The sequence below is a fragment of the Thomasclavelia sp. genome (assembly GCF_017889095.1).
Taxonomy (GTDB): domain Bacteria; phylum Bacillota_I; class Bacilli_A; order Erysipelotrichales; family Coprobacillaceae; genus Thomasclavelia.
The window spans coordinates 1-2,757 of sequence record NZ_JAGHEW010000306.1 but is presented as its reverse complement, the minus strand read 5'-3'; the positions used below and the strand labels follow the sequence as shown (position 1 = coordinate 2,757).

Here is a 2,757-nt window from a genome sequence, read left to right as displayed (position 1 = left end):
GTTATAAAAAAAGAAAAATGAGTAAAAAGGTAATGTAATTGCATTACCTTTTATTAAATAATGATAAAAATTTTCTTTTGAAATTTAATTTAAAATTGCTATAATATAGACACAACGTGTAGCTTTTATGTGTAATTCGGTTGCAGATAAAAGGGACACGTTTTATTTTTTAGAAAGTGAGGTATGAAAATAGAAATATACAATTTATTTTCAAGTTTTTAAATAAGAAAAAAGATAAGAGATTAAAGTGTATAGCCTTTGGTGTAATTCTAGCGCGTTATACGTTTTTTTAGTTAGGAGAGTGAGATTTTGGCAAATCAATCTCATTGATAAATCTGTAATAAATCTCTATGTTTGCGCTACTTGCCATAGCTTTTGCATACGCCACCGTTGGCTAGTTTTGCTATTTTTAATGTAAATTACTTTGTTGGTCTTGATATAGCTCATTACGAAATATCTCTGGATTTTCTCCTATAAAGGCGTTTGCGGCATTTTGGTCATTTTGAAGTTGCCACATAAACCATGCAGTTACATATCCGTCTGCACTATAAAGCATTTCTCCATGTCTCATCCCTGTTTTTCGCCCAATAATTTTATGGGCATCTATTTTTTGGTACATACTTTTCATGTTTTCTAAAGAAATAGCGTCATATTCTGTTCCGGCAAAAATCATAATGGGTATTGTTGTTTTTGATGAATCGTAGGCTCTGCCCTGTTTAGCCGAATTAGCTTCATCAGATGGGGACAAGGCAACGGCGCACTTATACATATTGCTGTGTTCTTGTGAGGAAATTGAATTAAACACAGCCACGCCTCCTTGCGAATGTCCGCATATACCGATGCTTTCAACATCAACTTTACCAAAAAAGATACTTTCCTTATCTTTGTTTTCATTTAAAAGGATTGACAATGTTGTATCTATAGACTCGCCAGTAGCAGTTTCGGGGTCTTCATTTCCAAGTACGATAAATCCCCATGAGCCAAGGTGTTCAAACATTTCCGAATATTTGGAAGCTCCAACACCCGTACTATTAGCAAAAATAACAACGGGATATTGCTGTTTATTTTGTTCTAATTCTTTTGGATAATAGATGACATACTTACTCCATTTGTCTGGGAAAGTTTCTGGAAAATTTTTTTCTAAATGTGCTACTTCATATTTCCCCATTTTCAAATAATGGGCTTCAAGTTCACCGCCTGTTTCTACATGGTCAATGTAATTTGCAGGTACTCTTGAAGTGTTGATTGCTGTTCTAAAAAGCACTATTATTACAACAAGAGAAACTATAACGATTATACACACTTTTACGCTTTTCCCCATAATATATTTTCTCCTTTGACTTTACATTTGTGACACCATATAATATACAAGAAAAATGTTTATTGATAAAGTCTCAAACTATGTTGTTTTGTGACATCATCTGTATTAAATGAAAGGAGAATGTTATGCCAAATCCCAATAATGTCGCGATAAACCGTATTACAAAGGAGAGTTTAGCTTTTGCTGCTGCAAAATGCCTTGAAAATATTGCTTTCAGTAATCTAACTATTTCCAAATTATGCAAAGTTGCTGGGGTATCAAGAAAAGCATATTATAGAAATTTTGATTCCTTAGAAACGGTTTTAAAATATTATCTGTTAATTCGTTGGACACAATTTGCAGAAGAAAAAAACATTGCAAAACTGCCACAAATGGACCAACTTATATATTTAATACCTTTCATGTACTCTGAACAAAAGTTTATTCGCAATATTCGGGATAATAATTTGCTGCATATTTTAGAAGAATTATTTATGGAGATTCTTATATCTCCGGAAATATCTGGTGCAGAAAGATATTTTGGGTATGTAGTGGTATATACGATATATGCTTTTATACGTGCAATGGTTGATAATGATTTTTCTAAAACACCAGAGCAGATGGAAAGAATGTTTTCAAACTTTTCGGATAATATTAATCATATAATAAAGCTATAAACAGTTGCATTTTTGCAAAATAGTATTGGAGTAGCTGATCCAATTTTTGGTCAAGTACAATATGCTCAAATACCAATGGCAGTTGTTAGAATTGTGATGGAATTCTTTCAAATAGTCATATCGATTGTGGTTGGGATGGCGGCTGGATGTATTCCGATTGTGGGATTCAATATGGGCTCTAATGAAAAATCACGAGTTAAAGTATTATTTAGTAAGTTATTGAAATTAAAAGCATTAGTTGAAATAGTGGCATTTATCTTAGTAGAATTTTTTCCAAAACAATTAATTAGTATTTTTGGTGTAACTAATGAAAGTCATTTTAGATTGTGTTAATTAAGCTTGTTTTATCTTTTTACAGGCGATGGGAAAAGCTGCTGCTTCTACTGCTCTTTCAATGATTCGTGAAGTTGTTTTTGGTGTTGGTTTTGCTTTGATTTTGCCATTAGTTTTTGGTTTGAATGGAGTTTTATATTCAATGCCGGTATCAGACTTTTTAACCTTTATCGTTTCAGGTGTTTTGATCTATCGTACATATCAAGAATTAAATAGCGATTCAAATGTTAATTGAATTTGATTGTCAAACTCAATTAACTGCTTATTTAGTTTACAACATCAATCATCTATAATTTTATTTAGAGGTGAAGATGATGATTGATGTAAAAAAAGTAAATGATTTTATTGGTCAAAAAAGAAAAGAATTGAGGCTTACCCAGCAGCAGTTAGCTAATAAGTTAGCTATTTCTTTCCAGGCGGTATCTAAATGGGAAAATGGCGGTTTAC

At 32.1% G+C, this 2,757-nt stretch carries 5 protein-coding genes; 4 read left to right on the top strand and 1 reads right to left on the bottom strand.

The window, feature by feature from the left end:
- Positions 1 to 409 precede the first annotated feature (409 nt).
- Positions 410 to 1,321: a hypothetical protein gene (locus tag J7M77_RS13550; protein WP_296879479.1), complete on the bottom strand. Its 912-nt coding sequence runs from the start codon at positions 1,319 to 1,321 to the stop codon at positions 410 to 412.
- A gap of 125 nt (positions 1,322 to 1,446) precedes the next feature.
- Between J7M77_RS13550 and J7M77_RS13545 the strand changes: the two genes are divergently transcribed.
- The 4 genes from J7M77_RS13545 to J7M77_RS13530 all read left to right on the top strand — a co-directional run.
- Entirely contained in the window at positions 1,447 to 1,977 is a 531-nt protein-coding gene (locus tag J7M77_RS13545; protein WP_296879477.1) for a TetR/AcrR family transcriptional regulator, read from the top strand.
- A gap of 12 nt (positions 1,978 to 1,989) precedes the next feature.
- Entirely contained in the window at positions 1,990 to 2,310 is a 321-nt protein-coding gene (locus J7M77_RS13540) for an MATE family efflux transporter (RefSeq protein WP_296879475.1), read from the top strand.
- Positions 2,311 to 2,338: 28 nt separating this feature from the next.
- Positions 2,339 to 2,545, top strand: coding sequence for a hypothetical protein (locus J7M77_RS13535; RefSeq protein WP_296879473.1), 207 nt, complete (start codon positions 2,339 to 2,341; stop codon positions 2,543 to 2,545).
- Between the two features lie 76 nt (positions 2,546 to 2,621).
- A partial coding sequence (locus J7M77_RS13530; RefSeq protein ID WP_367237030.1) for a helix-turn-helix domain-containing protein occupies positions 2,622 to 2,757 on the top strand: 136 nt, incomplete at its 3' end.

Coding starts and splice junctions, on each gene's coding strand:
- J7M77_RS13550 (WP_296879479.1), bottom strand. CDS start 1,321: ATGGGGAAAAGCGTAAAAGTGTGTATAATCGTTATAGTTTCTCTTGTT.
- J7M77_RS13545 (WP_296879477.1), top strand. CDS start 1,447: ATGCCAAATCCCAATAATGTCGCGATAAACCGTATTACAAAGGAGAGT.
- J7M77_RS13535 (WP_296879473.1), top strand. CDS start 2,339: ATGGGAAAAGCTGCTGCTTCTACTGCTCTTTCAATGATTCGTGAAGTT.